Raw genomic sequence first — 26,792 nt, forward strand, 5'->3', positions numbered from 1 at the left:
TTACCCTCCAATCCTAAACATATGCTCTTTTCCAGATTCTATATCAAGCCAACGACGAGGTTTTTGCCGAATGGCTTTAATAATACCTTGTCGTGTCTTCTCTTCATCTCTGGAACGCAATGCATCCCGTATTTCAACTCCTTTGCCACTAAAAAGGCACGGCAAAACTTCTCCTTCCGATGTAATGCGAAGACGGTTACAAGAAGCACAAAAATGATGAGACACGGCAGCAATAATACCTAAACGTTGTCCGGTAGCTTCATTGATTAAATATCGGGCAGGCCCTGCGTTAATAGCTTCTTCTGACGCTTCCTCTCTCCAAAGTTCAGATTCCGGAAGAGATTGTATAATATCATCTGCTGATATAAAACGTTCCTTGCTCCATACCCCACCATCAAGAGGCATAAACTCTATAAGGCGAAGTAAAAGGTTTTCTTTTAATGCAAAAGCCAGAAGCTCTGTAATCTCATGATCATTTATCCCTCGCATTAAAACAGTATTGAGTTTAACTTTAGTTTTAGAACGTCCAGCTACAGATTGTATTCCTTGTATTACCTCGCTAAGACTTCCAGTACATGTTATCATCTTGAATCGTTCGGGATTTAACGTATCAAGACTAATATTGATACTCTCCAGATTTAAAGAAAGTAAATCTTCTGCTAAAGGAGCTAATAATGATCCATTGGTTGTCAAAGAGAGTGTCATTGATGGGAACATCTCTCTTACTTTTTTAAGGAAAAGGGTAAAATCTTTTCTAACTAGAGGCTCCCCCCCAGTAAATCTGATTTTTTGAGCTCCCATATCTTTCAAAACATGGCATAAGAAGAGTAAGTCTTCGTATCGAAGAATACGCCCATGGTCTATCCATGATACTCCATCTTTAGGCATGCAATATTGACACCTGAAATTGCAACGATCCGTCACAGAAATTCGAATATAATGTAAGATCCTTCCAAAGGGATCTTTTAAGAGTTCCATCGATAGCCTCCCAGCTCTTCTACCTGCAGTTTCCATTGGGAATCATTTAGAGCATCGAGGAGAGCCAAGAGACAAGGGTGATTTTCATATTCCGCAGGATAGACTAATTCATACGGTTCTTCTGTTATGGGGATAAAATCAAGGTTCAAAGCATCAGCAGCAGCTTTTATCCCTAAAGCCACATCAGCAACTCCAGCTGCAATACGATTTGCAGCATCAAAATGAGTCGTTGCTTGAATAGTATATCCATTAATTTCCTTCGTTTTCATTCCATTCTCCCTCAAGAGGGCATCGAGAAGGACGCGAGTTCCTGCACCTGGCTGACGATTAATAAAACGTGCCTGTTTTTCTGCAATATCTTTGATATCAAAAATTTCAAGTGGATTCCCCTTCTTCACAAGTAACCCCTGTTGTCGGAAAAAGAGCAAACGTCGTATCCACGTTTTCCCCTGAGAGAGTTTTTCTATATATGAATCATTATATGTTCCATTTTCAGGATCAAGAAGGTGACATGCAGCAATATGACATTCCCCTCTCGATAAAGCGGAGAGCCCTCCGAGACTACCAACAGAACGATATACAAGTTCTCCCCCTCGTCTTCGAATATATGAACCCAAGCGTTCGAAAGCTGGGTCGTTAGATCCTTGAAAGAGAAGACGACGATTCCAATCTATTTTGCGAGTTAACCAAACTACTAGTTCAGTTCCAATTGGACACTCTGCCACAGACCGAGATAATAAAACAAAACCATCAGCTTCAGACATAGCCCACATTGTACTCGATCCAGAAGAAAGAGGAAAAAATTTTTTCTTTCCATGCAAGGATACAGCCTTGACCCGAAGCCATTCGTTACGACCTGGAACAGATGAGCATGGCGCAAGGAGTTCCATTATCTCTTCTTTTGCGTTTAGGGCTTCTTTAAGCACTATGTTTTCATCAAAATCGCCCTCTGATAAGAGCTTAAGAAGAGGATAAACAAGAGACCAAGCAACCACTGCAGTTGACATGGGAAATCCTGGCAAATCAATAATAGGTGTCCCCTTCACATTTGCAGCCATTGCCGGTCTGCCAGGTTTCATTAGTAACCAATGGAAAAGCATCTTTCCTTCTTCAGATAAAATTTGAGACGTGTAATCTTTCTTTCCTTTTGCCGATCCTGCACCAATAAGAATGAGATCGTACTTTTCAACGTTTTGAAGAACAGTGTCACGAATAATTTTCGGATCGTCAGGTAGAGGTTCCACAATATCAAGAGGAAACCCCCAACGATAAAAATACCCTTTCAGCATTGTTGAATTGCTTTCGACAACTTTACCTGAGACAGCACCCTTTCTGAGCCAATCTACACCAGAGACAATCTCATCTCCAGTAGGAATAAAAAGAGTTTTAGGCACATCCCATACGGGAACAGACGAATACCCGGCAGCAAGAAAAAGCGCTGCTAACGGCGGAGAGATATAATCTCCCTCTCGAGCAATAATCTGTCCAGAAGCCACATCTTCTCCAACGGGACGTATGTTATCTCCAGTTGAGAGCGTTTTGTAGACTACTAGATTTTTATCTTCTAATGACGAATCTTCAATCATGAGAACTCCATCATATTGAAGAGGAACTTCCGCACCCGTATTAACCCATTCGTACTCACTCTGTGCGAGATGAACGGGCGTAGCTATACTCGCGGTAGCGGTTTTTTTCGTGGCCAGGGCATAACCATCCACAGCAGAAGCACTGAAATGAGGAACGTTTCTTCTTGAACAAATATCTTCGGCTAATATGTAATTCGTACAAACATCGACAGATAAGTCTCTCTTTCTCTTTATTCGAGAAAAAGTTTCTTTTAGAATCGACCATGCTTCTTCCATGGGGATGTGCTCTTTCCAATCCTTTACCATGGTATAAATTCCACCTTCTCTCCTCGCCGTACTGTTTCTACACTTTCATCTAATCGTATAAGTCCGCTGGATTCCTTTAAGATTCCAACATAGCCAGATTTTGCAGATAAAGGAGCTACTGAAGAATTAGTAAGAATAGCCGGATAAAACTTTTCGATGCCGGTAGAACCTATAATATCGGTTGTCGTTTCTAAAAGAAATGAGCTTTGCTGTATCTGAGTACCTATAAGTCGATTCAGAAGGGGAAGAAGTAAGACCTTTGCTGCAACCATACAAGAAAGGGGATGGCCAGGAAGCCCCATAACCAGTTTCCTCTCTTGAAGCGACCCAGCTATCAAGACTGGTTTGCCAGGGCTCATCCGCACGCCACGCACAATTAGTCCTGGGTCAGGGAGTGTTTCTAATATTTCCGAACAATAATCTCTGACACTTACAGAAGAACCTCCGCTAACAAGAAGGACTTCAAATGAATTTAGGGCTTCATGGATAGCCTTTTCAAGGTCGCCTTTTTTATCTTTTATTATTCCTAATCGCGAAACATGAAAACCCTGAACGGAGAGTAACCCCCATAATGACCAACTGTTAACATCTCTAATGCATCCTGGAGGGAGATTGGGTGAAGAAATATCTACAATTTCGTCACCTGTACTTAAAATGCCTATTCTAAGTTCAAGACAAGGTACTGATATTTGCCCCATAGTCGCCAATATACCCAAATTTTTAAAGGATACGAGGTCTCCACGAGACAAAACCTTTTCCCCCGTCCGTAGTTCTTCTCCCTTAAAAATCACATGTTCTCCTTGCTGTGCTGCCTTGCGTACTTCTACCCATGGTCCGCTCTCTGCCGTATATTCAAGCATAACAACGCTATCAGCTCCCTCAGGAAGAATTCCACCTGTGTGAATAATCATTGCCTCACCAGCATGAAGGGGCCGAAACGGAAGTTGCCCCATAGGAATTTCTCCCACAAGCTTTAAATAAACGGGAGAGGAAGAAGAAGCGCCTGAAATATCTTCGCTTTGTACAGCGTAACCATCTCTTAAACTTCGCGTATACGGAGGAGAGATAACAGTGGAAAAAATATCTTTGGCTACGATATTTCCCAAAGAGGTTTGAACGTCTTTGTAGCTAAAAGAAAGGTCCCACGGAAAACGTAGGACCTCTGAAACTCTACTAATACTCTCGAAGCGATTCGATAGATCTGTTACAAAACCTGACATATCGTCACTCCTTTAATTACTTCATTAAATTATTGCAAACGCACGACCAAGATAGGGTACCCTGCTTGTTTTAATTGAGCTGCACACTTATCGGCTTCATTCCGCTGATTACCTGCCGATACCGTAACTCTATAATACGTACTATTCTTTACAACAGCTTTGGATACAAAAGCATTATACCCTTCTTTAGATACTTTTGTTTTCAATCGATTTGCCGCATCTGAACTTTTGAAAGAACCAATCTGAACGCCCCAGTTGCTATTACCTGTTGGTGGTGCAACCTTTTCTGTCTGCTCCGTTGTAGTAGCCACTATACTTGTAGCTGCTGTAGTTGTCTTTGCCGTTCCTTCAGAATTAGGCTGAGCCGTAACGGGAGCTGCTACCTGCTCTGGCACAGCAGGTGCTGGAGAAGAAGCAACAGGCGCAGCTGCAACTGGTACGCTCTCCTGCGAAGGCGCCGGACTTTCTTGAACAACAACTGGCTTATGCGGTTCCCGTGCCGGTTCAGATAAAAAGAAAAATTTTACCCCTACAATTAAAAGCCCCACTGCTATGAGACCAATTATAGGAAGCATTAAATCTCCAAAGGGCAACATAGGCTTTTTATCTCTCTGTCTGCGATTCTCTCGTGCTGACATGAAAAAACCTCCTAATATTTAAATCTCAATAAGAAAACGAGCAAGAGCCATCAGAAAGAGACCCCCGCCCGTTTTGTATAGTTCCGCAATTCTAATGAACTCACATATCCCTTTTGACGAGGGCTATTTTGATGACCGTTGAGACCTCCTAATGATAGAAGGGATATCGTATGTATTCTTAGGGACACCGCTCATTGTAAAAAGATCTTCCTCGGGAGCAGAAACTACCTCTGCTTCTTCTAAAACAACATTTGTTGACCGAGAAACTGTTTTGTTAGCGGTCACGCTTTTGACAGATTTAGGTACGCTTTTTTGTCCTTTTCCCGAAGAAAAACCTGTAGCGATAACCGTTATTCTCAGACGATCTTCCATCGTATCATCAATTGTATGCCCCCAAATTACGGTGGCATCTTCGTCAGCTTTTCCTTTTATAACTTCTGCAGCTTGCTGAATTTCATGAATTCCAATATCGCTTCCGCCAGTTATATTAAAGAGAATACCTTTGGCTCCATCCATAGGAGTCGACATAAGAGGGCTATTAATAGCTGCTTTTGCTGCCATTTCTGCTCTACTATCTCCGTGTCCTTCTCCTATCCCCATAATAGCAGAGCCCGCATTTTTCATAACTGTCCTTACGTCTGCGAAGTCCACGTTTATAAGACTGGGTTTTAAGATAAGGTCTGTTACACCTTGTACTGCCTGACGCAAAACTTCATCAGCCAGTTTAAAGGCCTCGGTCAACCCTGTCTTTTTGTCAGCTATTTCAAGAAGTCTATCGTTTTCAACAACCAGCAATGCATCTACTTTTTCTTTTAAGAAACTTACACCCTGTTCTGCATGACTTTTTCGTTTTCGTCCTTCAAAGGAAAATGGATTGGTCACAACAGCAACAACAAGAGCTCCTGTTTCTTTAGCTACTTCCGCTATAACAGGGGTAGCTCCCGTACCTGTTCCACCACCCATTCCAGCTGTAAGGAAGACCATATCGGCACCTGTTACAAGTTGACGAATTTCTTCAATAGATTCTTTCGCAGCACCTGAACCTACATCTGGATCTGCACCTGCACCTAATCCACGAGTAAGTTCTCTACCTAAAATAACTCTAGTTTTAGTCTCAGAAAGGCCCAATGCAGCCATATCCGTATTTGCAGCGATAAATTCGACCCCATCTATTCCACTTCGTATAATATGATTTAATGCATTTCCACCGCCACCGCCAACTCCGATAACTTTAATGTTTTCTCTATTAGGCCGTGTCGCATTGTCTATCTGAAATACATGCTCCATTCCGTATCCACCCCGCTATAAGTCAGAAAAGTTCTTTCATCGATTTCTTCACCATCTCGAGGAAATGGCGAAAGCCTTCTCCGTTCGCGCTTTTTGTGTTTCTCTGGTGTCCTCCTCTTTGAGCCGCCACGTAAGCGGATACACCTCCCGATCGAAGAACCTCAATTGGCGCTTCGATATACCTATAAGGATTACGCTCTTTATTTATAATATACCTAATGATTCCTGATGAAGTTGTGTACTCGCAATCATTACGTCCAGGAGGCATCTGAAAACTATCAAGAGGTTCAGCGATACGAACTGGAAGATTGAGCACCTCTGTCGTAAAAATCTCAATTCCTCCTGTTTTAGCAACACCGCCAGAAAGGACAATACCTGCCGGGAACATATGAACACTCTGATCTGCCAAACTTTTTGAAACGTGTTCTGTAAAAAGTTCCTCTAAACGACACGAAATAACATCTATTGCATCGGGAACATTGAGAACTTTTGTCCTTCCTCGCGTTTCCACTTCTATAGCGTCTTCATTTTCGTCAGAAAGAAGAGAAATCTGCTGTTTTATCATTTCTGCTTTACTAATAGGTATCTTTAAAACATAGGCTAAATCATTCGTAATATGATCTCCACCTATAGGTATAACCGCCAACCGGACAGGACGCCCATCGGCAAAGAGCGCAACTCCCGTCGTTCCTCCACCGATACAAAGAGAAACAGCCCCAGTTCGTGTCTCTTCATCAGTAAGCGAACCAAGAGCGCTTGCTAATGATTTAATAACGAGACCATTGACAGTAATTCCCGCACTTTCAACACAATTAATTATATTCTGTAATACTGATGTGGGAACGATTACAGACTGTAACTCTATCTCTAAGCGTATTCCCGTCATACCAAGAGGATCATCAATGCCGCTGTTTCCGTCAAGGGAATATTTTACTGGAATCGTATGGAGTGTCACTCTATTGGAAGGAACTGCGAGCTCACTTTGTGCAGCTTCAATAACCCGTTCTATGTCTTGGACGCCAACTTGTCGGGGAACACGACCTAAAGAAACCATTCCTCGCGATGTAACACTTGTTGCGTCTATACCACTGAAAGCTACAGTAGCTTCATCTATTTCGAAACCCACCATTTTTTCAGCATCTTGAACGGCCATACGAACAGCCTGCACCGCTTGTTCCAGATTTACAATAAGTCCCTTGCGAATACCCAAAGAAGGAGCATAACCAACACCTATAATTTGGGCATCCTGGAAACGGGAATCCCTTTCCGCGACAACAACAGCTATCTTACTCGTACCTAGATCCAGCCCCACTATTATTTCTGGCTCTGTGTACATTTTATTCCCGCTCCCTTCGTACAATCAATCAGCTTTTATAATGTTCGAACTACTATCTTATCTCCATAGGTTGTATCTATCTCTACCATCTCATTTCCTTCTGGTAAATCTTTCATTACTTTAGGCAACGCTCTGGAAATGATAGGCCACCGCTGTGTATCTTCATCAAGAAGAATGCTTACTAAACGTTTCTTCCATTTTACTTCAATTACAAAGCTGTAGCTACCCGCTTTTCTACCAAACTTAACTTTATTAATAGGCGCGCCCCAGCTATTTTTTTCTATTTCATCAACCCACTGTTTCAAAGAATCGAGAGGAAGAGCACTTCGAAAAACAGAGCGTCCCTTTTCTTCTATGCCATCAATAGGAATTGGAAAGTTTTCATTTAAATGCCATACAGGAACACCTGCTTGGACAAGATCGCCATAAATGAAGTTGCTCGCTACACTTTTACCATCCCATATACGACCATCTTCTGATAAATACCAATGGGTTCCCTTCTGAACAAGCACAATCCAAACATTAAGTGGACGTGCTGAAACGTATATCTCTTTCAATGAATATATATTAATATTAAAATATACAGGAATCTCTCGTTCTATCTTTTCTATAACCTCATCCCTCGAAAAAAAGACAACAGGGAAAAAACGCAAATTATCAGAATTAAAATGGCTCCAAAAAACCTGTTCTGAATAAGGATCAGGAAGCTCCAACTTGATATGTTTCGCTGAGAGCAGCAAGAAATTAGTTTCTATGCAATAAACTATTCCCATTAAAAGAGATAGGAGTAAAAGCAGCCGCTTCACTCGTAACACCCTTGCCCACTACTCCAAGCTCGAAAAAAGCTGAACTTCGAGCTCTAAAAGATAACCCGTTTCCTCAAAAACTATTTTACGGCACTTTTCAATCAAGGCCAATACGTCTGTTGCCGTAGCGTCCCCTGTATTAAGTATGAAGTTAGCATGGGCCTCAGAGACCACTGCTCCACCAACCTTTAGCCCTTTGCACCCACATTGATCCAAAAGTTTTCCGGCACTTGTTCCTTCTGGGTTCTTAAAAATACACCCTGCACTTTTATAGCCATGCGGTTGGGCACTTCGCATTTTTAAAAATTCGTCTGTTCTAGCCCTGATAATAGTCAGGGGAACAGCTTCCATAATAAGGCAACAAGAAGCTATAGTGTGATGGAGCTCCTTAAACTGAGAATAACGATATCCCCAAGAAATATCATTTTTATCTAAGCGTCTGATCTGATGGTGCTCATCAACAACCTCAACCCACTGCAAAAGATCTGAGATTGCCTCTCCCTGTGCACCGGCATTGCCAATCAAAGCCCCTCCTAATGTACCTGGTATACCCACGGCAAACTCTAAACCCGCAAAGCCATATTTCAATCCAAAGTTAACAAGTTGCGCAAGAGGAACCCCTGCTTCTACTGTTATTAACGCTTTATCTGTTTCTCTTATCACTGAGAAAGACGAAAGATACTTTGTACAAACAACTACTCCTCCTATTATTCCATCATGGATAATAAGATTGCTGCCCCCTCCTATAATACGAACAGGGCTCTCTTCTTTTAAGGATGAAAGCGTTATAAGATCGCGTACACAAGAAGGCCAGACGCAAACTTCCGCTATTCCCCCCACTCCCAATGTCGTTAAGGATGAAAGGGGAAAGCTACTTTTGACCTGTCCTGCTACTTCCTTTTCTAAAAACGTAACGCCCCTTTGATTCATTTTTAAACCACTCGCTTCTCAAGTTCCTCTAGCAACATTTCTCCTACTGCTGGAACATCTCCAGCTCCAACAGTTACGACAACATCTCCTTCATGTGTTGATTCTTTCAATAAGGCCACAGCATCATACATATCCGAACAGAGAACACAGTTTTTATATTCTCTAAGTTGTAATTCCGTATAAATAAGATTAGAATCTACGCCTTCAAGAGGTTCCTCATCTGCAGGATAGACAGGAAGTAAAAAGAGTCTGTCTGTTTGAGAAAGGACATCTGCAAATTGCTTATACATTGCAGCTGTTCGAGTAAAGCGATGGGGTTGAAAAACAATATTAAGTCGTCTATCTGGGAACATCTGCGACAAGGCATTGAGAGTTGCAGCCACTTCACGAGGATGATGCCCATAATCATCGTAAACATCAAGTCCATTAGCAGAACCTATATATTGCAAACGACGTTTAGCACCTCTAAACGTTTTTAATGTCTTTTTTATCATCGGGAATGGAACTTCAAGACGATCTGCAACAACACAAGCAGCCAAGGCATTCATAATATTGTGATCTCCCGATACAGATAACTCTACCTCATCGACAAATTTACCATTCTTGGTAACAGAAAAAGAAACGCCACCACCTGGAACATGTTCTACGTTATATGCACCCCAATCCCAGGCGTTACCCCATCCATATGTTATTACGTCATTTTTAAGATGGTTTTGGTCCAAAATTCGCGATAACCCAACATCCTCTCCACAGAGGACAACAACACCATCATCTTTAGGATTGACTAAAAATCTGCCAAAGGCCTCTATTACACTCTCAAAGGTAGGATAGTGATTGACATGATCCCAATCGGCATTTGTTAAAACCGCTATATTAGGGTGGAAACCTTCAAAAGATCCATCACTTTCATCAAGCTCTGCTACCATATAAGGGCCTTCTCCCAGTTTCGCATTTACCCCAATGTCACAAAGCTCTCCTCCAATAGCCAACGTCGGGCTTAACCCTGACTGTTCTAATATAAGAGCAATCATGGAAGAAGTAGTTGTTTTTCCGTGGGTCCCCGCTATTCCTATTCCATACTGAGCATCAAAAATCCAACTCAGAACTTCGCCTCTCTTAGCTGTACGAATTCCTCTATTTCGTGCCTCAACAAGCTCCTCATTATCTTCTGGAATTGCGCTGCTATAGATAACAAGATCGGGAGAAAACTCGTCTAAATGTTCTTTCCCATGACGGAGCATAAAACCGATATTATCTCGAATAACTTTATCAACATAGGATGTCCAATTCATATCACACCCGCTTACATCGTACCCAAGATCTTTCAGCAAGAGGGCGAGTCCGCTCATACCAGCTCCGCCTATCCCCATGAGATGAATTCGATTAATACCTTTCAGATTTGTTATCATTAAGTCCAATTACAGACTCTCCCTTCGCGTCAACGAGATTAAAACGTCCCAGATCCTTTTACTGCTGTTACTCTCATAACTATCTGGTCGTCTCCCGTTAAGCCTCATGCAATCGTGAGCTTTTGTTATACAGTCTATGAGATGTTGTTTAAGTTCATGCTTGGACGCATGTTCATCCCACACAATATTTCCAGTCATTTGTTCAAATAAGGCTGCATTCCTCTCTTGGTGGCCATCAGAAGCGCCACGCCACGGAACGATAAGAGAAGGAACACCGAGAACCATTAATTCCGCAAGGGTAGATGCCCCTGCTCTCGCTATGACAGTATCTACAACCGAATAGATTATAGACATATCCCACTGTCTTTCAACTGCCACAATGGTATCTGTTCCAAAGCAACGTCCCTTACCGCCTACGACAAGAAAAGTTACATCGTTAAGATCAGACTCTTTTGCTAATTCACATATTGTTTGAAAGAGAGGGGTACTTGTAAGAGATCCACTTAATACACCAACGATAGGGCCTTTCGGAAAAGCTACCCCTGTATCTAGTTTACTCCAAGCTTCCTCACGGTCAACTATTTTAAATCTTCGAATTGGAATTCCTACGTGATTAAATTTACTTTTTCCCAGAGGATAGCACTCTGTCCATCCCGCAAGGATTGGAATTCCAAGCTTTTTCGCTATTCGTGTCACTTTACCAGCTATAGAATTTTGTTCATGAATTATTACAGGAACTTTGCAAAGCAAACATGCTAACATCGGAGGAAAAGAAACATATCCTCCAAAAAGAACACACACATCCGGCCGATCTTTTCTCAAAAAACGCAACATCTTAAAAAAGGCCGAAAAAAGGCTCAACGTGCGATGAATGATTTTTCTCATCTTTAATATTCCAAGAGGAGAACCTTCAACCGGCAAAATTTCAGGAGTTATCCCGCAACCTTTATATATTTCTCTTTCCAAAAGTCTTGATCCACATATATACGTAATATCGACAGGGTTATCGATATTTTCTTTCATCCAATTACCTAATGAAACAGCTGGGAAAATATGTCCTCCTGTTCCTCCTGCCACAAAAACTGCTTTTTTCATGACTGTACACCTACTATCTCTTTCGTTATGCGAACAATAAGGCCTGCTCGCACCCACATCATGAGCAAGGAACTTCCCCCATAGCTCACAAATGGCAACGGCATACCGGTTAATGGCATCAACTTCGTTACACCGCCGACATTAATAAAAAAGGGCAACAAAACAGAAATTACAAGCCCCCATAGAAGCGTTCTCATAAAAAAGTCAGAAGTATTTCTATAGACTCTATAACATCTCCACGTCCAGAACGCAAAAAGAAAAACAACTAGAAACGTTCCTATAAAGCCAAATTCTTCCCCTATTGCCGCAAAAATATAGTCCGTATGAGCAGCAGGAAGATAGTTCATTTTTTGTAGTCCTTTCCCAACACCTACACCAATAAGCCCTCCATTAGCGAAAGCTACAAGCCCCTGTATAACCTGAAATCCACTATCTAAAGGTTCTTTCCATGGATCTAAAAATGCAACATATCTACGGAAACGATAACTTTCTTTTATAATGACGGGGAAAAGAAGTGCCAGCCCCCCTGTTCCGACAATAAGAGGATATCCCCATCCCTGACTTTCTACATGCACTCCCATGCAAATAATTGATAATAGAAGCATGCCGCCTATATCAGGCTGCATAACCAACGGAAGCGCAGAAAAAGCAATCATAGCCATAGTTATAAACCAAAATTTCCGAGAAGCCGTCTCTTCCGAGCGTGATAGACATTTGGACAAATGAATAACTGTAGCGAACGACAACAGTTCTATGGGCTGAAACTGAACAGGTCCCACACTTACCCATCGCTTCGCCCCACCTGCCTCAATCCCTAGTCCTGGAATGAGCGTTAAAAAGCAAAGAAAAAAAGCTAAAATCCAAAGAGGGGCGCTCATCCTTTTCCAAACACTTATCGGTAATAAATACATGGTAAACATGGCACATAGCCCAAGAAAGCTCCATTGGACTTGCTTAAAACCAATAATAAATGGAGATCCCCACACTTCCATAGACTCCTGAGAAGTGAGAGAAACGATCATCACCAGCCCTAAACAATTAAGGACAAGGGGAATGATCCATAAAAGAGGATCTACGCGTGGTATTTTTTCGATCACAACAATCCTCCATACGCTTTGACAAGGTGCTGGAAATGTTCACCCCGTTTCTTATAACTCGGGTACATATCCCAACTTGTGCAAGCCGGAGAAAGAAGTACAGTCTCTCCGGGACGAGCTAGCTCCATTGCCCTTTTAACTGCATCTTCCATTGATTCCACCTCAACACACTGTGTAAAACCAATGTTCTCCAAAGCAGAAACAATCGCTCTTTTTTCTGCTCCAAGCACTATGGCAACTCGTGCTTCTTTTTTAACTACTTCTGCGAGAGGTGCATAATCCTCTCCTTTACCTTGTCCTCCAAGAATAACAACTTTAGATCCATGTATTGAGGCTAGCGCAGTTGAGCTTGCTGCAACATTTGTCCCTTTCGAATCATCAATATATCTAACGCTATTTATCTCTGCAACAAAAGTGCATCTATGAGGCAAAGGGACAAAATCAACAAGCTGGTCAGGAATTTTCTCACAAACTACCCCGCCAAGAGAAAGAGCAGAAACTGTCATTGCAACATTTTCTAAATTGTGTCGTCCTATAAGAGGCACATCTTTATATTCGAAAAGTAATTGTTCTTTTTCATAAGAAAGCCAGGCACCCTTTTCTTCCATTCTGATAAAAGCGTTTGTTTCGAAGACAGGTGTTTCTTTATACCAATATAAAGAAGCAACACTCAATCTATTTTGAACATTAAGAGCCTTAATATCTCTATTCTGTACAACAGCCCAACACCCTGCATTCTGTAAATGAAGTAGATTTGATTTCGCCTCAATATATTTCTCGTAGGAACCATGCCAATCAATATGATCCGGCGCAAGATTAGTAACAATAGCAACGTGGCTTTTTAAAAGGTGAGCCCAATACAGCTGGAAACTGCTCAATTCAACAACAACAAAGTCCCAATCTTGATTCGTATACAAAGAAAGAGGGTTCCCAATATTTCCAGCCACAGCCGTTTTATAACCATATTTATTCAAGAGATGTCCCGAAAGCATTGTTACCGTGCTTTTGCCATTACTTCCCGTAACACCTATTATTTTCCCTCTAATATGTGGCGCCACAAAATCTATTTCGCCGATGATAGGAATATTACGTTGCCGAGCCTCCTTCAATATCGGAACTTCTGGTGAAACACCAGAACTTACAACAATACAATCTGCTTCCAAGGCTCGGGGACTATTTTTACCGACTTCCCATTGAATTCCCTGTCTTTTAAACTCTTCTTCGCTTCCAAATGGAAGTGAATCCTTTTTTTCTGTAACAAAAACATTCGCGCCAAGAGTTTTAGCCAATTGAGCTAGTCCCTTTCCGCTCACTCCAGCACCAAGAATTGTTATATTTTTTCCCTCAACAGGCTGAATATTCTCTGTCATCGTTGTGCCTTCTTTCACCTAATCAATGAAAATTTCTATCTATAACAAAGAGATTAAACTAATCAATATAACTGCACCTATACTATGTATTAGCCAAAAGCGCGTAACAATCTGATTCTCGCTCCATCCCAAAAGTTCGAAATGATGATGTAAAGGGCTCATTCTGAAAACTTTTCTCTTAAACTTATGGATAGCAATAAGTTGTATGGATACAGAAAGAATTTCTATACCAAATAAAAATCCCAAGGGGACAATGGCTATAAGAAAATTACTAAATACACAAAGACTTACAAGAATACCCGCAAGAAAATGTGATCCTACATCCCCCATAAAAACAGATGCCGGGTTGGCATTATACCAAAGAAAAGCAACACACATGGCAAGAGTTGCTAAAGCACACCCACGCACCAAATTATCGCCTGAAATCCATACCAAAAAGGCGATAATGGAGATAATAGTTGCTCCGATAGCCAAGCCATCAAGACCATCTGTTACATTTACGGCATTAAGCATTCCTATAGTTATAAAAGCTAATAATGGAACAGCAAGCCACCAAGAGAGCCCCATTCCAGGCCAAAGAAAGATACCATGCTTTAAAACAATCAACGCAGACCATGGGATAACAAGTAATATTTGTGCTGCAAGTTTAGAAAGGCTCGAAAGGCCTTCACTTGATCGACTTTTAAATTTAAGCCAGTCATCAGCAAAACCAATTAAAGCTGCACCCCAAGGCAATACCCAGAGTTTTAAAAGATTTCCCCATGTACCCCAGCCCATAAAAGTCATAAGAACTATAGCTATTAAAGAAGCAACAGGAAACATAACGCCACCCATTGAAGGTGTTTTTCCTTTCGTTTCGACATGAAGTTGAGGTCCATACTCTTTTTGAACCTGTGTCATATGCCAACGTCTAGACCGTTGAATCCAATCCTTTTCCAAAATAACACTACTTATCAAAATAATGACAAAGAGAAATAGCGACATCACGACTCTGTTTCCTCCATAAGAATCAATACAACTTTTTCAAGGTTGTGGATATGAGACCCTTTGAGCAAAACAGCGTCACCTTTCCCAATCATTTGAGCCAGTTCCTTGGCAAAGGGCTGAATAGCAGATAGAAGTACGATCTTATTCCTCAAAATTTCTGGTAATTTTTCCCATCCCCAACGCCATTCCTCTCCGATAAGAAAGAGAGCATCAAGAAAAGACGTCTCTCGCAGCACTTCTTCGTGCAATTGATCTTCGTCAAGCCCTAGTTCTTTCATGCTTCCAAGCACAGCTATCTTTCGTCCCACAACTGCGAGAGAAGCAAAAGTAGAAAGAGAAGCCTTCATTGATAATGGATTCGCATTATAAGCATCATCAATAATAAGAGCACCCCTATGAGTTGCAAATACGCATCCTCGTCCAGGAAGAGAACTCATCGTCTCCAAATTTTTTATAGCCTCTTCCCGAGGGTATCCCATTTCAAGATAGACAGCGAAAGCAAAAGCAATGAGTAAGGAATTATGCGATCCCCATAAGCCGCTATATATATCACTTACATGACCATCTATAGTGGATATCGTTGTTTTTAAGCGAGGCAAATTCTCAACGAGGTCAAAAGTTGTTTCTAAAACTCTAACTTCACCCCTTTGAAGTCCTACTCCAATTTTTCGATACTTCCCTGAAGAAAGAGAAACAGCATGTGCGAGCTTATCGTTATCAGCATTGTAAATAAGAGTTTTCAAAGCTGGCGTTTTCGCAATCTCCATTTTCGCAGATATAACCCCATCTATTGAACCGAGTCCTTCAAGATGTGCGGATGTAGCCTCAGTAATAATAGCCCTTGTAGGAGGAAAATAACGTACCATTTCTTCTATTTCGCCAGGTTTGTTTGTCCCCATTTCGAGGATAAGGACAGACGTGCCCGCAGGCATGCCTAAAATTGTGAGAGAACATCCTATAAGAGTATTAAAACTCTTTTCAGCTCCATAAACTAAAGGAGCCCCCTCAAAACATTTTTTAAGAAGCTCCCTTGTTGTCGTTTTGCCGACACTTCCAGTTATCGCTACAACTTCATCAGGCGAACAGGCTGAAAGATACGTCTGTGCCATTCGAGCCAAATCTGTTGTTGTATTTTCCACCTCAATAAGGGCTTGCCCTTCTTTTAGATTATTTTTTGAGAAACGATCTTTTTCTGCTATAACAAGAACTGCCCCTCGTTTAAAGGCATCTTGTATGTAATCATGACCATCTTGATTATTTCCTCGAATAGCTACAAAGGCAGAACCAGGACAAACCTCTCTGCTATCAACACAAAAAAGATCAGGCAAATTTAAGTCGTCCCCCCACCATGAAACGCCTATAGACTCTGCCAAATCAGAAACTTTCCATAGCAACCATTTCAATCTAATTCCACCTCAATCCCACATCTAAAGCCCATTGCTGAATAGCTTTTGAATCGCTATATTCTATTTTTTGATCATGCATAAGTATAAAACGTTCAGGTCCTTTCCCAGTAATTACGACAACATCTCCCGCTTTAGCCATGGAAAGAGCTGTACGCACAGCCTCATTACGGTCAAGAATTCGATAATGAGGAGGATTTGTGGGTACATTCGTAATTCCCGCTTCTATTTCTTCAGCTATTTGTGACGGGTCTTCACTTCGAGGATTATCCATCGTTACAATAATAACATCTGCAAAACGTGCTGCAACCTGTCCTAAGAGGGGCCTATTGGCACTGTATCTTTCTCCTCCATGTCCAAAGACAGAAATGATCTTTCCCTGACATACCTCTCTTAATGTAGAGAGTACGTTTTCCAAAGCATCTGGCGTATGGGCATAATCGACAACTCCACAAACTTTATTGCTAAAAAAGTACTTTTCCAATCGCCCTGGAACTTGGGGCATTGTTTCCAATCCCTTTTGTATAACATCAGGAGGAAATCCCATTTTATAGCACATAGTAATAGCACCTAAAGCATTATATATGTTGAAACGTCCTGTAAGGGGCAAGCCCAAAACTATATGTTCATCGTTAGGAAGAGCTACATTCATATGTATTCCAGAAAGAGACATTTCAAAAGAGTTGAGAGTAATATCATGACATTTATTTTCATTAAGACCAAAAGAAAGACACCGTTCTTGGAATGCTGAGAACAAAGCCTCTCCGTATTTATCGTCTATATTTATAGCTCCACACCAATCGTCTATGACATATTCATCAAAAATTTTTTTCTTAGCAGCGAAATAATGCTCCATATCTTTATGATAATCAAGATGTTCTGGGGTTAAATTGGTAAAAAGCAAGCTCTTAAAAAGACACCCGTTCAAACGTCCCTGAATAGCCCCATGAGAAGAAGCCTCCATAACAACACTTGTACATCCATTTTTTACCATACGTGAAAGAAGACGTTGTATTTCACAACTTTCTGGCGTTGTTCTGTCTGCTTCAAGATCTCTTTTACCATCTGAATATAGAATTGTTCCGATAAGCCCGCACTTTTCTCCCGCCGTTTCTAAAATACTACGGACCATATATGAGGATGTACTTTTGCCATTGGTTCCTGTTATGCCATAAAGAGAAATTTCCCTGGAGGGGAATCCATAGACAGCTGCCGCTGCATATCCCATTGCCCAGCGAGCATCTTCCACGATAATCTGAGGAACTGATAAAGGTAAGGGATATTCACAAAGTAAAGCAACTGCACCTCTTTGTACTGCATCTGCAGCATATTGGTGTCCATCATGTTTTTCTCCTCTAATGCAACAGAAAAGGCTGCCATCCTTACATTCTTGCCCTTTATTAAATACATCGTGCAGAGCAACTGATGAATCTGACACATTATGAGTTTCTTTCAAAAGTTTTTTTTCTTTTAACGTCTCAAGGACAAGCTGCAAATTCGACATGGACATACTGCCTCTCTTTCGTACTCATTCTAGTTCCTATAGATTAAGTAAAGCCATATCTTCAACAATAGATTTAAAAAGTGGGCCGGCTACATCTCCACCATAATAACGTCCTTTTGATGGCTCTCCTATAACTACGAGCATAGCGTATTGAGGAGATTCATAGGGCCAGAATCCAATAAAGGAAGCCACCCATTTATTTTTTGCATAAACTCCTTTTTCCGCTACCTGCGCTGTACCTGTTTTTCCAGCCAATGTCGTCACCTGTGTATCTGCCCTTTTGCCTGTTCCATTAATAACAACATCTCTCATTACTTTTCTTACCCATGCTGCAATAGAAGGGCTAACTACCGTCCGAATAACCTCTTTTTGCCCCTTATATATAACTCGCCCCTTGCTATCTGTTACTTCTGCAACAATGTATGGGCGCAAAAGGTCTCCACCATTTACGATAGCACTTGTCGCAGTTAAAAGATGCAAAGGAGTCATACCTATTCCCTGCCCTATCGCTATATTAGCAGGCACAACTCCCCTCCATTGTTCCGGCGATGGTAAAAGGCCAGATTCAACGCCATTAAGTTCTACACCTATAGGTTGACCAAATCCCCACTCTCTAAGACTGTTATACATATTAAAAGGAGGAATGCGTAACCCTAGCTGCGCCATTCCGACATTTGAAGATTTTACCACGATATCCCCTAAAGAAAGTTTTCCCCAATTATGATATCCTGCTTCAGAAATTGAACCGTCTGCTACTTTGATTCTGTGAGGAGTTTTAAATATTTCAGAAGGATAAGTTACTCCCTTTTCAAGAGCAATCGCCACTATAACAGGCTTAAGAGTCGAGCCAGGCTCATAGACCCTACCTATAACACTGTTAAAAAGTTTTTTGGTATCAAGAAGGTCCTTTCTGTTGTTAGGGTTAAAGCTAGGGACGCTTGCCATTGCTAATATTTCACCTGTTTGAGGATTCATACAAAGAGCAGCTCCCCATCGTGCTTTATGCATATTCACTGTCTCTTCCAAACGACGTTCAACTACATATTGAATTCGCATGTCGACTGTCAGGCCAACCTTTCCCTTATGCTCTATTTTGTCAAGGTCCGATAGTGTTGTTGTCACATCTATTGCCTGACCAGAAGCATCTTTAATAAAAAATCGAATTCCTGGAGGTGAATATAAAAACTGATCCCAAACAAATTCTGTTCCACTAAGGCCTTTATCATCAATATCGCAAAAGCCTAAAACGTGAGATAGAAGAACATTTTGTGGATAAATACGCTTCTTTTCTTGAATTCTGTAAAGGCCAGGCAAATTCAAAGCACTCATAGCATCTGCTTCTTGCTGGTTTACCTTTCTTGCTACCCAATGAAAGCGTCCAGATAGAGGTGAAGATATTTTTTTTATTACGCTAGTTGGAAGATGTTTTTTTAGTGCCTGTGCGTTAGAAGGGGCCCAGAAGGCAGGATCGATAAAGAAACTGTAAGCAGGCACTGACAATGCTAAGGGGTTCCCTTGTGTATCGACAATAGAGCCACGAGTTGTACTTACCGGTATTTCACTCCAATATTGTCTTTGAGCTTGGCGTACAACTCTTTTATCAGGTAAACAATGTACATAAAAAAGACGAATAATTACAACAATAAATAACAGAAAAACCCAAGGCCAAGGTCCTTTAAAAAAGTTTTTTTTCATCGCGTTATGTCCATGCTATTATCCAAACTTTCGTATAATTAAATTACTCTTTCGCTGTAGCTTGTGAAGAGAATAGCGAAAAAAGAAAGTCTAAACGCCCTCTATGCGAAGGGGAAAAAGCAACATTTTTCTCCTGTCCGTGTAGAGGATTAGTCATGGCAACAAGCACTTTTTCCGTTTTATTATTTGCAACCATGCCAAGATGTTGCTGCGAATATCCATAGATAGCTTCTGGAGACGTAAGAGAGGAAAGATCACGACGCATATCCACTTCTTGCATCTCATAATTTTCTATTTGAAGGTTAATATCATGAAGACGGCCTTCGAGACGAGTAGCATAAAGCCTTAAAACGCCTAATCCCACAAAAGAAAAAACCATAACGAACATGAAAGAAACAAAGTAAGGACTTACTTTTCGTCTCGACTCACAAAACTGCTGACACGCTTGAGTATCGTACACGATCTGTCCACCTCCCCCTAAATAGAACTCTCCTTCTCTACTTTTTGGAACGCTCGCAACTTTGCACTTCTCGCTTTGTAATTTCTCTCAACTTCTTCATCAGTAGGTTTTAAGGGTCTGCGGTTTAAAAGTATTCCCAAACCTGAACTAGCCCACTCTCTCATGGCGTATTTAACGATGCGGTCTTCTAAAGAATGATAACTGACTACGACAATAACTCCTCCTGGAGCAATATTATCTATAGCAGATGAAAGGCCCTCTTCTAATTCATGCAATTCATCGTTCACATAAATTCTCAACGCCTGAAAGACCTTACGTGCAGGATGTCCACCCATTTTTCTTTGCACCGGTGCTGGTAAAGAAGCTCTGATAGCATCAACGAGTTGAAATGTTCGTTCTATTGGTCCATTTTTATCCCGAAATCTAGCTATACCAGAAGCGATACGCCTTGAATAACGCTCCTCTCCGTACTTCCAAAAGATATCTGCAAGATCTTTTTCTGAGAAAGTATTAATAATATGAGCAGCAGAAAGCACCCTTTCTTCCTGCACTCCTTCCATCCTCATATCAAGTGGGCCGTCATTCTGAAAAGAAAAACCACGCTCAGGAACGCTAATTTGCAAATTAGAAACGCCAAGATCAAAAACCACTCCATCCGGCCTCACTTTTTCTTCCATAAGCACTGTAGATAAAGAGCTAAAGGAGCATCTATGAGTAGAAACTCTGTGAGAAAAAGGCTCTAGTCTCTTCCTTGCCAAAGAAAGTGCTTCTCTGTCTCTGTCGATACCAATTAATTGAACGTCAGCAAATTCCTTTAATATCTCTTCGGCATAACCACCTAACCCTAACGTAGCATCAACAATAATGTGCGGTTCTTCTATATTTTTAAGTTTTTCAATAACTTCATTCACCATAACAGGAATATGCTCTATCATCAGAATCCCTCTATTTCTTCTGCTATTGCTGGTAACTCTTCCATGATCTGCAAGCTATAAGTGTTCCAAAGTTCTTTATCCCATAACTCTATATGATCACTTACTCCGACAAAAAGAGCATCTGATTGTAGAGATGCATGATCACGAAGCAGCTGTGGGATAAGTATTCGGCCTGCACTATCGATAGGAAGCTCGTGGGCACTTGCTAACATTACACGCATAAGTCCTCTCGATTTGCTTTTTGAGAAAGGAAGTTCTTGCAACTTTTCGAGAACTCTTGACCAATTTGACATGGGATAAATAGATACACACTGATCAATGCCTATAGTGGCAACCACACATTGGCCGAGTTCCTGCCGGAATTTAGCAGGAAGAACTGTTCTACCTTTTGAGTCGACCTTGTGTTCATAGGTTCCCACCAACATGGGGATTCCTCCCACTTTATGACATTTTCTACCACTTTATCCCACATTATCACCCTTTCTAAATAACAAATAAGCCCATAGAACCATAAAAATCTCTTTTTAATGGTTCTATGGGCTTATTTTTCATCAAACTATAATAATAAGGAGCACTTTATAAGCCGGGTTCTGTATGAAAAATGGTCATTTATCTAGTAAAAACCTCGCGGTTTTTCTCAAGCGACCGTACCCAGAGGTCAGCGGGCAGCCTCATCCCTCTCTATTCGGTCTTGCTCCGGGCGGGGTTTGCCAAGCATATCAGTTGCCTGATACCTGGTGGGCTCTTACCCCACCTTTTCACCCTTACTTCAAAAAGAAGCGGTATCTCTCTGTGGCACTTTCCTTTGGTTTGCACCAACTGGACGTTATCCAGCGCCCTTGCCCTATGGAGCCCGGACTTTCCTCTACACTATAAAAGTATAGCGACCATTTAAAATACTCCTTAAGGCTTATTTTAGCATGTTTTTCTTCTTTTTGTTATTTGAATGCTGTTTATGGTATATAGTATTATTTGTTAATATAACTCAAATATTCTTATGAGGTGACATTATGCCAGAACAGAAAAATTACGACTCTCCTGAATACGACATCTTTAAAAAGAAAATAAAATCAATGACAGGTTTAGATCTTAATTCTTATAAAAATCAAATTCATCGGCGCGTTCACATGCTTATGCAGCGATGGGATGTAACATCGTATGAAATATACTACGAAATCATAAAGAAAGACGACAAGAAACTTCGTGAATTTTTAGATTATTTAACAATCAACGTCTCCGAGTTTTTCAGAAATCTTCCACGATGGCAAGACTTAGAAACAAAAATCATTCCAGAGCTTATAAAAACGAGAGGGTCAAAACGATTAAAGCTATGGAGTGCAGGATGTGCTACAGGTGAAGAACCTTATTCACTTGCAATTTTGTCTTCAGAAACAGGATTAAGTTGTCCTCCACACGTACTGGCTAGTGATATTGATGAAGGGGCTATAAAAATAGCTAAAAATGGAGTTTACCAAAAAAAGCAAACCATTAATATCCTTCAAGAGCGTATAACAAAATATTTTACTTCAATTGACAGTGAAACATTAGAGATTAAAAACGACGTTAAAAAGCGTGTTTCGTTTGAACGTATCAATCTCATAGAAGATGGATTTAAGAATGATTTTGATTTAATTTTATGCAGAAACGTCGTTATTTATTTTGAAGCTGAGACTAAAAGAAAACTTTATGAAAAATTCTTCAAGGCACTAAGGCCTGGCGGTTGTTTATTAGTCGGATCTACAGAACAGATTTTTGAACATAGAAGCATAGGTTTTGAATCTGCAGGCCCCTTTATTTATCGAAAACCACAATAAAATAAGGTAAAAAGCATAAAAAAGGAGCAGAGGCATAATAACCTCTGCTCCTTTTGTTTCTTGGGTCTAGTGAGAGCGAACGATATCTTTAATCTTCATCAACCGGCTAAGAGTCGAGCGCTCTTGTTCATCGAGCTTCATCGTTATATAACGAATCGTCTCGTTGAAGTTTGGAATCATAACATGTTCAAGAGCATTGACACGACGTCTTGTTTTTTCAATTTCTGAAGCCATAAGACGAATCGCTTTCTCTTTTGCTGCGAGTGTAATAAGTCTCGGAAGCAACTTTGAAAACTGTTCCAAAGCAACATCAAGGCTTCCTTGCGTTGTGGCAAGACCGTAGCTAAAAGGATTTCCTTCCTGTTCAACAGCATATTCCGGAACAACAACACTCATAACATTTTTCTTAGCAACACTCAAATTACAGCGAGTACCAGAAATCATGAGAGCTTGTTCCAACATTACTGGTAATGTCTGTGCCCGTGCAAGAAGGAAGCTGCGATAACATGCCATCAATTCTGACTCTAACTCCTCGCGGAGAGCTTTGGCTTCACGTGCACGTTCAAGAAACTCCTTAATCAAAGCATCCTGTTTATCTTTAAGAAGCTTATGACCGCGCTTCGCAACAACAAGTCGCTTTTTTAAACGTGATAACTCCATCCGGTTGGGGTTGACGTTCAACCGAGCCATACTTCGTCACCCCCTACTCTGTAGCAGAAACTGCTTCTTTGTTTGTCTCCTCTTCGTGCAGCCTCGGTTTAAGATACTTCTCAATGTAAGCATCGCGAATACGCTTGAGTTCCTTCACCGGGATCATCGTTAAGAGATTCCAACCTAATTCAAGAGTCTCTTTCACTGTACGATTTTCATACTCCCCTTGGCGCACGTATTTATCCTCGAACTTATCAGCAAAACTTGCGAAAGCTTTATCTTCTTCAGTTAAAGCACCTTCACCAAGAATAACTGCAAGTTCTTTTGCTTCTTTACCTCGTGCATATGCCGCAAAGAGCTGGTTCATAAGGTCAGCGTGATCTTCCCGTGTTTTCTCCTTACCAATGCCCTTATCTTTCAAACGAGAAAGAGAAGGCATAACGTCTACTGGCGGATAGATACCCTTTCTGTGAAGCCCACGGCTCAAAATGATCTGCCCCTCTGTAATATATCCAGTGAGGTCTGGAATCGGGTGCGTTTTATCATCTTCAGGCATTGTCAAAATTGGAATCTGGGTGATAGACCCTTTCTTACCTTTAAGACGACCGGCTCTCTCATACATAGTTGCAAGGTCGGTGTAAAGATATCCAGGATAGCCTCTACGTCCAGGAACCTCTTTACGAGCTGCTGAAATTTCACGAAGAGCTTCGCAGTAGTTCGTCAAGTCTGTCAGAATAACAACGACGTGCATGTCCTGCTCAAAAGCAAGGTACTCTGCAGCAGTCAACGCTAATCGAGGTGTTGTAATACGCTCGATTGCCGGGTCATCTGCCAAGTTAACAAACATAACCGTTCTCTGAATAGCACCTGTTCTTCTAAAATCTTCCATGAAGAAGGATGCTTCTTCAAATGTAATACCCATAGCGGCAAAAACGACGGCAAAATCTTCGTGTCCACTGATAACAGTCGCCTGACGAGCAATTTGTGCAGCCATACGGTTGTGAGGAAGTCCGCTTCCAGAGAATATAGGAAGCTTCTGTCCTCGAACCATTGGGTTCATTCCATCAATGGTAGAAATTCCTGTCTGAATAAATTCAGAAGGATAATCCCGAGAGAACGGATTCATAGGCATACCGTTAATATCCAACTTTTTATCTGGAAGAATCGGAGCTCCACCATCTATAGGTTCGCCTCGTCCGTTAAAAATGCGCCCCAACATATCACGGCTCACTGGCAGGGTAAGTACTTTTCCAAGGAAGCGAAGTTTTGTTTCCTTAATGTCTATACCATCTGTTCCTTCAAATACCTGAACGAGAGCTCTATCAGACGTTATTTCGAGAACACGGCCACGGCGAATTTCTCCGCTAGCTAGCTCTATCTCAACGAGCTCGTCGTAACGAACATCCTTGGTTTTTTCCACAACCAGGAGCGGGCCTGACAGTTCTGTGATAGTACTATACTCCTTAGGCAGCATCATCACTATCGCCCCCCACTGGTATAAGTGCGTTTATCTCAGATTTCATTGTCGTTTCAAGAGAATCAAGCTGAGATATTTCTTTTTCATCAACATAACGCATACGTGCAATCTGCTCACGTACAGGCAAGTTGAAGACCTCATCCATTGACGCCCCTCGTTTAAGTGCATCCATGCCTAGATGATGGAATATCAGTATGTTCTTCAGCATCTTAAACTGTTTTTCCATAGAAGCATATGTATCGATTTCATGGAAAGCATTCTGGTGAAGGAAGTCTTCTCTCAAAGATTTCGAAGTCTCAAGAACCATACGTTCTTCCTTAGAGAGAGCGTCGACTCCAACAAGTCGTACAATCTCCCTAAGCTGGTCTTCTTCTTCAAGAAGAGACATGCCTTCAACTCGTAAGCCACTCCACTCATCATCGAACTTTGTATCCCAATACTTATCAAGAGTATCCGTATAAAGAGAATAGCTCAAAAGCCAGTTTATGGCTGGGAAGTGTCGCTGATAAGCCAAGCTTGCATCAAGTCCCCAGAAAACCTTTGTAACTCGTAATGTATTCTGGCTAACAGGCTCTGAAAGGTCTCCACCAGGAGGAGAAACCGCTCCGATAGCTGTTACGGACCCCTCTCTGCCGTCTGAGCCTAAGCAAATAGCACGACCAGCTCTCTCATAGAAAGATGCAAGTCGAGTACCCAAATATGCAGGATACCCTTCTTCACCTGGCATTTCTTCAAGACGTCCTGACATTTCACGAAGAGCCTCAGCCCAACGGCTTGTGGAGTCTGCCATCAAAGCAACTGAATATCCCATATCGCGATAATATTCAGCCATTGTAATAGCTGTATAAATGCTCGCTTCTCGGGCAGCAACAGGCATATTCGATGTATTAGCGATAAGAACCGTACGTTTCATCAATGGTTCTCCAGAACGAGGGTCTTCCAACTCAGGGAATTCAAGAAGAACGTCTGTCATTTCGTTACCACGTTCGCCGCAACCAACGTAAACAACGATATCCGACTCTGCCCACTTAGCCAATTGGTGCTGAATAACTGTCTTTCCAGATCCGAAAGGACCGGGGACACATGCTGTTCCACCTTTGGCTATGGGGAAAAACGCGTCTACAACACGCTGTCCGGTGGTAAGAGGAATAATGGGCGGTAAACGACGCGCAACTGGGCGAGGTTTACGTACAGGCCAACGCTGCAACATTGCAACATTGGTTTCCTTTCCGTCTTTATTTTTAATGACAGCTACCGTTTCTTCTACAGTAAATTCTCCATCTTTAATGTCAGCAACCGTTCCTGCAACACCGTAGGGAACCATTATTCTATGCTCGACAAGAACTGTTTCTCTAACAACACCGAGAACATCTCCAGCCTTAACTGCGTCTCCGGCTTTTACGCGAGGTTCAAATTTCCATTTTTTATTTCTATCGATTGCAGGTACATCGATACCACGAGATATAAAGTGGCTTTTAGCCGCTTCTTCAATTAAGTTCAAAGGACGCTGAACTCCATCGTAAAACTGCTCTATGATTCCTGGACCTAACTCGACGCTCAAGGGTGCCCCAGTACTGATAACAGGTTCGCCTGGCATAAGACCTGATGTTTCTTCGTAGGCCTGGATCGAAGCAAGGTCACCCTTAAGTTCGATTATCTCACCTACTAGTCCTATATTACCGACTCGCACAACGTCATACATACTGGCGCCATACATACCCTTTGCGACAACAAGCGGTCCGGATATTTTTTCTATGGTCCCTTTAATGACCTTTTCCGTGGCCACAATAAATCGCCTCCAGCATAAA

Annotated in this window: 23 protein-coding genes and 1 other RNA gene; 1 reads left to right on the forward strand and 23 read right to left on the reverse strand. The window is 41.5% G+C overall.

Annotated features, from left to right (window positions below; genetic code table 11):
* The 20 genes from moaA to rnpB all read right to left on the reverse strand — a co-directional run bounded on the left by moaA (position 1) and on the right by rnpB (position 21,945).
* Positions 1-978 carry a GTP 3',8-cyclase MoaA gene (moaA, locus tag VB083_RS00295; protein WP_213701517.1) on the reverse strand — a complete coding sequence of 326 codons (978 nt, stop codon included), beginning with the start codon at positions 976-978 and terminating at the stop codon, positions 1-3.
* Positions 966-2,870, reverse strand: a complete 1,905-nt coding sequence (locus VB083_RS00300) for a substrate-binding domain-containing protein (RefSeq protein WP_323401566.1) — start codon at positions 2,868-2,870, stop codon at positions 966-968. Before VB083_RS00300 ends, moaA begins: the two co-directional genes overlap by 13 nt.
* The gene (locus VB083_RS00305; protein WP_323401567.1) at positions 2,864-4,090 is read right to left on the reverse strand and encodes a molybdopterin molybdotransferase MoeA; all 1,227 of its coding nucleotides are present in this window, start codon (positions 4,088-4,090) and stop codon (positions 2,864-2,866) included. The genes VB083_RS00300 and VB083_RS00305 overlap by 7 nt, the downstream gene beginning before the upstream one ends.
* A 29-nt stretch (positions 4,091-4,119) precedes the next feature.
* Positions 4,120-4,728 carry an SPOR domain-containing protein gene (locus VB083_RS00310; RefSeq protein ID WP_213701514.1) on the reverse strand — a complete coding sequence of 203 codons (609 nt, stop codon included), beginning with the start codon at positions 4,726-4,728 and terminating at the stop codon, positions 4,120-4,122.
* A 123-nt stretch (positions 4,729-4,851) separates the two neighbouring features.
* Positions 4,852-6,015: a cell division protein FtsZ gene (ftsZ, locus tag VB083_RS00315; RefSeq protein ID WP_213695300.1), complete on the reverse strand. Its 1,164-nt coding sequence runs from the start codon at positions 6,013-6,015 to the stop codon at positions 4,852-4,854.
* Positions 6,016-6,037: 22 nt separating this feature from the next.
* The gene (gene ftsA, locus VB083_RS00320) at positions 6,038-7,351 is read right to left on the reverse strand and encodes a cell division protein FtsA (protein ID WP_323401568.1); all 1,314 of its coding nucleotides are present in this window, start codon (positions 7,349-7,351) and stop codon (positions 6,038-6,040) included.
* 35 nt (positions 7,352-7,386) lie between these two features.
* Complete coding sequence (locus tag VB083_RS00325) at positions 7,387-8,157, reverse strand: hypothetical protein (protein WP_323401569.1); 771 nt, start codon at positions 8,155-8,157, stop codon at positions 7,387-7,389.
* Positions 8,158-8,175: 18 nt separating this feature from the next.
* Positions 8,176-9,087 carry a UDP-N-acetylmuramate dehydrogenase gene (gene murB / locus VB083_RS00330; protein WP_213701511.1) on the reverse strand — a complete coding sequence of 304 codons (912 nt, stop codon included), beginning with the start codon at positions 9,085-9,087 and terminating at the stop codon, positions 8,176-8,178.
* Between the two features lie 2 nt (positions 9,088-9,089).
* Complete coding sequence (gene murC / locus VB083_RS00335) at positions 9,090-10,496, reverse strand: UDP-N-acetylmuramate--L-alanine ligase (RefSeq protein WP_323401581.1); 1,407 nt, start codon at positions 10,494-10,496, stop codon at positions 9,090-9,092.
* A gap of 9 nt (positions 10,497-10,505) precedes the next feature.
* The gene (locus VB083_RS00340; protein WP_213701510.1) at positions 10,506-11,591 is read right to left on the reverse strand and encodes a UDP-N-acetylglucosamine--N-acetylmuramyl-(pentapeptide) pyrophosphoryl-undecaprenol N-acetylglucosamine transferase; all 1,086 of its coding nucleotides are present in this window, start codon (positions 11,589-11,591) and stop codon (positions 10,506-10,508) included.
* Positions 11,588-12,688 (reverse strand): FtsW/RodA/SpoVE family cell cycle protein, encoded by a 1,101-nt coding sequence (locus VB083_RS00345; protein WP_213695295.1) that lies wholly within the window; start codon positions 12,686-12,688, stop codon positions 11,588-11,590. Before VB083_RS00345 ends, VB083_RS00340 begins: the two co-directional genes overlap by 4 nt.
* The gene (murD, locus tag VB083_RS00350) at positions 12,685-14,058 is read right to left on the reverse strand and encodes a UDP-N-acetylmuramoyl-L-alanine--D-glutamate ligase (RefSeq protein ID WP_213695294.1); all 1,374 of its coding nucleotides are present in this window, start codon (positions 14,056-14,058) and stop codon (positions 12,685-12,687) included. Before murD ends, VB083_RS00345 begins: the two co-directional genes overlap by 4 nt.
* 39 nt (positions 14,059-14,097) lie before the next feature.
* Entirely contained in the window at positions 14,098-15,042 is a 945-nt protein-coding gene (mraY, locus tag VB083_RS00355; RefSeq protein ID WP_323401582.1) for a phospho-N-acetylmuramoyl-pentapeptide-transferase, read from the reverse strand.
* A complete protein-coding gene (locus tag VB083_RS00360) occupies positions 15,042-16,448 on the reverse strand; it encodes a UDP-N-acetylmuramoyl-tripeptide--D-alanyl-D-alanine ligase (protein WP_323401570.1) in 1,407 nt (468 codons plus the stop codon). The genes mraY and VB083_RS00360 overlap by 1 nt, the downstream gene beginning before the upstream one ends.
* Before the next feature lies 1 nt (position 16,449).
* Complete coding sequence (locus VB083_RS00365; protein WP_323401571.1) at positions 16,450-17,952, reverse strand: UDP-N-acetylmuramoyl-L-alanyl-D-glutamate--2,6-diaminopimelate ligase; 1,503 nt, start codon at positions 17,950-17,952, stop codon at positions 16,450-16,452.
* A 36-nt stretch (positions 17,953-17,988) separates the two neighbouring features.
* Entirely contained in the window at positions 17,989-19,647 is a 1,659-nt protein-coding gene (locus VB083_RS00370; RefSeq protein WP_323401572.1) for a penicillin-binding protein 2, read from the reverse strand.
* A 43-nt stretch (positions 19,648-19,690) separates the two neighbouring features.
* Positions 19,691-20,107, reverse strand: a complete 417-nt coding sequence (locus VB083_RS00375; protein ID WP_323401573.1) for a hypothetical protein — start codon at positions 20,105-20,107, stop codon at positions 19,691-19,693.
* A gap of 17 nt (positions 20,108-20,124) precedes the next feature.
* Complete coding sequence (gene rsmH / locus VB083_RS00380) at positions 20,125-21,042, reverse strand: 16S rRNA (cytosine(1402)-N(4))-methyltransferase RsmH (RefSeq protein WP_213695289.1); 918 nt, start codon at positions 21,040-21,042, stop codon at positions 20,125-20,127.
* Positions 21,042-21,467, reverse strand: a complete 426-nt coding sequence (mraZ, locus tag VB083_RS00385; protein ID WP_213692059.1) for a division/cell wall cluster transcriptional repressor MraZ — start codon at positions 21,465-21,467, stop codon at positions 21,042-21,044. The genes rsmH and mraZ overlap by 1 nt, the downstream gene beginning before the upstream one ends.
* A 139-nt stretch (positions 21,468-21,606) precedes the next feature.
* Positions 21,607-21,945: RNase P RNA component class A (gene rnpB / locus VB083_RS00390), an RNA gene on the reverse strand.
* A 107-nt stretch (positions 21,946-22,052) separates the two neighbouring features.
* Between rnpB and VB083_RS00395 the strand changes: the two genes are divergently transcribed.
* Positions 22,053-22,856, forward strand: coding sequence for a protein-glutamate O-methyltransferase CheR (locus VB083_RS00395; protein ID WP_323401574.1), 804 nt, complete (start codon positions 22,053-22,055; stop codon positions 22,854-22,856).
* Between the two features lie 66 nt (positions 22,857-22,922).
* On the opposite strand, the gene VB083_RS00400 is transcribed toward VB083_RS00395, so the two are convergent.
* Genes VB083_RS00400 through VB083_RS00410 form a run of 3 tightly spaced genes read right to left on the reverse strand, consistent with a single transcriptional unit; the run spans position 22,923 to position 26,770 of the window.
* A complete protein-coding gene (locus VB083_RS00400; RefSeq protein ID WP_213692057.1) occupies positions 22,923-23,546 on the reverse strand; it encodes a V-type ATP synthase subunit D in 624 nt (207 codons plus the stop codon).
* 13 nt (positions 23,547-23,559) lie between these two features.
* On the reverse strand, positions 23,560-24,981 hold the full coding sequence (locus VB083_RS00405; RefSeq protein ID WP_213692061.1) for a V-type ATP synthase subunit B: 1,422 nt from the start codon (positions 24,979-24,981) through the stop codon (positions 23,560-23,562).
* Positions 24,971-26,770 carry a V-type ATP synthase subunit A gene (locus VB083_RS00410; protein WP_213692056.1) on the reverse strand — a complete coding sequence of 600 codons (1,800 nt, stop codon included), beginning with the start codon at positions 26,768-26,770 and terminating at the stop codon, positions 24,971-24,973. The genes VB083_RS00405 and VB083_RS00410 overlap by 11 nt, the downstream gene beginning before the upstream one ends.
* Positions 26,771-26,792: the final 22 nt, after the last annotated feature.

Source organism: Aminobacterium sp., from assembly GCF_034926885.1.
In the GTDB taxonomy this organism is placed as follows: Bacteria; Synergistota; Synergistia; order Synergistales; family Aminobacteriaceae; genus Aminobacterium.

Coding starts and splice junctions, on each gene's coding strand:
- rsmH (WP_213695289.1), bottom strand. CDS start 21,042: ATGATAGAGCATATTCCTGTTATGGTGAATGAAGTTATTGAAAAACTT.
- murB (WP_213701511.1), bottom strand. CDS start 9,087: ATGAATCAAAGGGGCGTTACGTTTTTAGAAAAGGAAGTAGCAGGACAG.
- VB083_RS00395 (WP_323401574.1), top strand. CDS start 22,053: ATGCCAGAACAGAAAAATTACGACTCTCCTGAATACGACATCTTTAAA.
- VB083_RS00370 (WP_323401572.1), bottom strand. CDS start 19,647: ATGAAAAAAAACTTTTTTAAAGGACCTTGGCCTTGGGTTTTTCTGTTA.
- VB083_RS00310 (WP_213701514.1), bottom strand. CDS start 4,728: ATGTCAGCACGAGAGAATCGCAGACAGAGAGATAAAAAGCCTATGTTG.
- VB083_RS00340 (WP_213701510.1), bottom strand. CDS start 11,591: ATGAAAAAAGCAGTTTTTGTGGCAGGAGGAACAGGAGGACATATTTTC.
- VB083_RS00300 (WP_323401566.1), bottom strand. CDS start 2,870: ATGGTAAAGGATTGGAAAGAGCACATCCCCATGGAAGAAGCATGGTCG.
- murC (WP_323401581.1), bottom strand. CDS start 10,496: ATGATAACAAATCTGAAAGGTATTAATCGAATTCATCTCATGGGGATA.
- mraY (WP_323401582.1), bottom strand. CDS start 15,042: ATGTCGCTATTTCTCTTTGTCATTATTTTGATAAGTAGTGTTATTTTG.
- mraZ (WP_213692059.1), bottom strand. CDS start 21,467: ATGTTGGTGGGAACCTATGAACACAAGGTCGACTCAAAAGGTAGAACA.
- VB083_RS00365 (WP_323401571.1), bottom strand. CDS start 17,952: ATGTCGAATTTGCAGCTTGTCCTTGAGACGTTAAAAGAAAAAAAACTT.
- ftsZ (WP_213695300.1), bottom strand. CDS start 6,015: ATGGAGCATGTATTTCAGATAGACAATGCGACACGGCCTAATAGAGAA.
- murD (WP_213695294.1), bottom strand. CDS start 14,058: ATGACAGAGAATATTCAGCCTGTTGAGGGAAAAAATATAACAATTCTT.
- VB083_RS00400 (WP_213692057.1), bottom strand. CDS start 23,546: ATGGCTCGGTTGAACGTCAACCCCAACCGGATGGAGTTATCACGTTTA.
- VB083_RS00405 (WP_213692061.1), bottom strand. CDS start 24,981: ATGCTGCCTAAGGAGTATAGTACTATCACAGAACTGTCAGGCCCGCTC.
- moaA (WP_213701517.1), bottom strand. CDS start 978: ATGGAACTCTTAAAAGATCCCTTTGGAAGGATCTTACATTATATTCGA.
- VB083_RS00305 (WP_323401567.1), bottom strand. CDS start 4,090: ATGTCAGGTTTTGTAACAGATCTATCGAATCGCTTCGAGAGTATTAGT.
- ftsA (WP_323401568.1), bottom strand. CDS start 7,351: ATGTACACAGAGCCAGAAATAATAGTGGGGCTGGATCTAGGTACGAGT.